Below are 2,564 nucleotides of genomic sequence, written 5' to 3'. Positions count from 1 at the left end.
CATGGACTCTGACCGGGAGCACCAGGCGCCCTGGTGGGACTCGCGCCACGCGGTGGTGGGTGCCTGCTACGCGGACCGGTGGGCCGGTGGCTTCCAGGGTGTTGAGCAGCGGATCCCGTATCTCAAGGATTTGGGCGTCACCCACTTGCGTCTGCTGCCGCCGTTCCTGGCCTCCGAGTCCTTTGACGACGGCGGATTCTCCGTGGCCTCCTACCGTTCAACCAATCCCAAGATGGGAAGCATTGGGCAACTGGCTGACCTGGGCCAACGCCTGCAGGAGAACGGCATCTCCCTGATGCTGGACGTGGTGCTCTCCAGGACTGCTCCGGATCACCCGTGGGCCAACGCCGCTGCCCGCCACAACTCGTTCTTCGAGGAGTTCTACCGGATCCAGCCGGATGGCCCCACCGGGGACGCCGCTCAGCGATCCGTGTGGGCTCAAGGGCCGGCGTGGGAACGTGTGGTGCCGGGGGATCCCCACGACCGTCGTCGTGTGCGGACCTCCGAACACGCCCACCAGTGGGACCTGGACTGGACCAACCCGCGGGTGTTTGTGGCCATGGCCGGGGAGATGCTGCACGTGGCAGGGCTGGGTGCCCAGGTGCTGCGGGTGGGCTCCCCCTGGCATCTGTGGCGCGGCGTGCCCAGGACCCCGGACGTGCTGGCCGCGGGCCGGCAGGTGCTGCGCACCTTGGGTACCGTCCTGCAGATCGTGGCGCCGTCCGTGGTCCTGGAATCCAATGACCCCGTTGAACTCCGCGTGACGGACGGCGGGATCCAGGTGGCCGAGGGACTGGACCGGGCTGCTCTGATCTGGAGTTCGATCGCCACCCGTGATGCCACCTTGCTGGCGCAGGAGATCCGCAACCACGGAGCGCCACTGGCCGGCAAGGGATACCTGCAGCCGGTGCGCAACCACGATGCTCTCCAGTGGTCCTTCTCCGATGAGGTGGTGACCGCTGCCGGGCTGAACCCGGATGCCCACCGCCGGTTCCTGGGGGAGTTCTATTCGGGTAGGTACCAGGGGTCCTTTGCAACCAACCCGGCGGTGCCGTCACGCTCCGGGCGGATCGGTGCGGCCGTGTGCGGCACGGCAGCCTCCCTGGCCGGGATCCGCCACGAACCCGGGCCGGGTGCTGACCGAGTGCTGCTGGCCCACGCCGTGGCCTTCTCCCTGGGTGGAGTTCCGGAACTGTGGCTGGGTGATGAACTCGGGGTTCTGGATGACCCCCTGTGGTGCCTGGAGGCAGGTCATGAGCTTGACCCCCGATGGGCACACCGCCCGCGGGTCGAGCAGGCCCTGATCGATTCCCGGCATGACTTGTTCTCCGTTTCCGGGCGGCTCTACGGGGCCATCCGCCGCATGCTCCAGGTCCGCGCGGCAGCCCCGGAGTTCGACGGTCAGTCCGTGATCGACTTCGATACCCGCAACGAACCCGTGGTGGGCTACCAGCGCCCCTCCTCCGACGGCAGCGTGGTGCTGTGCCTGGCCAACTTCTCCGACTGGGGCCAGTACGTGACCGGTGAAACCCTCTCCGGTTTCCAGTCCAAGGCCACCTTGCTGCAGGAGGACACCCAGATCGACCTCCGCAACGGCGTGCTGCTGGAAGCCCACGGATGGGCGTGGATCCGGTGCATCCCCCGGCGGGCTCCTCGGCTCTGACCCTGTGTGACGCAACCTCCGCTGGTGGCGGAACGGCCTTGACCTACGGGGGCCCTAGTCGTTTGGATTGAACAGTCAGATTCAGACAGGAAGGCTTTGTTATGGCTGAGAAGTTTGTTCTCCCCGAGCTCGATTACGACTACGCCGCTCTTGAGCCCCACATCTCCGCGCGCATCATGGAGCTTCACCACTCCAAGCACCACAACACCTACGTGACCGGTGCCAACACCGCGCTGGAGAAGATGGAGGAGGCTCGCGCCAACGGCGATTCCGCCGGTGCCGCCAAGCTCTCCAAGGACCTCCAGTTCAACCTGGGTGGCCACATCAACCACTCCGTGTTCTGGAAGAACATGTCCCCGGACGGTGGCGGCAAGCCCGAGGGCGAGCTGGCCTCCGCCATCGACGACGCCTTCGGCTCCTTTGACGCCTTCCAGGCTCAGTTCACCGCCGTTGCCACCACCATTCAGGGCTCCGGCTGGGCAATCCTGGCCTACGAGCCCATTGCCGGCAACCTGGTGATCGAGCAGATGTACGACCAGCAGAACGGTGTCCCCGTGGCCACTATCCCGCTGCTGCAGCTGGACATGTGGGAGCACGCCTTCTACCTGGACTACCAGAACGTCAAGCCGGACTACGTCAAGGCCTGGTGGAACGTTGTCAGCTGGGAGGACGTTGCCCAGCGCCTGGAGAAGGCCCGCAACGGAGCCGCCTCCATCATCTGATCGGCTTTGCCGCTCAGCACGGAGCCCGGGTGTCCTGGTGGACACCCGGGCTCCGTCATGTCCGTGGGGTTCGTGTGGCCTCAGATCCCCGCCCTTTCCCCGCCGAGTAGGCCGTTTGATCGCTGCTGAACTGTGCGGTTTCAGGGGGTGAGTGCAACACGTGTGAGGAACTCGTTGAG

Annotated in this window: 2 protein-coding genes; both read left to right on the top strand. The window is 66.0% G+C overall.

The window, feature by feature from the left end; genetic code table 11:
• The coding region (locus L979_RS12520; RefSeq protein WP_047692542.1) for an alpha-amylase family glycosyl hydrolase at positions 1 to 1,663 on the top strand (1,663 nt) is incomplete at its 5' end.
• Between the two features lie 101 nt (positions 1,664 to 1,764).
• Positions 1,765 to 2,385 carry a superoxide dismutase gene (locus tag L979_RS12515; RefSeq protein WP_047692541.1) on the top strand — a complete coding sequence of 207 codons (621 nt, stop codon included), beginning with the start codon at positions 1,765 to 1,767 and terminating at the stop codon, positions 2,383 to 2,385.
• Positions 2,386 to 2,564 lie beyond the last annotated feature (179 nt).

Source organism: Kocuria sp. ZOR0020, assembly GCF_000800955.1.
In the GTDB taxonomy this organism is placed as follows: domain Bacteria; phylum Actinomycetota; class Actinomycetes; order Actinomycetales; family Micrococcaceae; genus Kocuria; species Kocuria subflava.
This window is presented reverse-complemented; position numbering and strand designations above follow the sequence as displayed.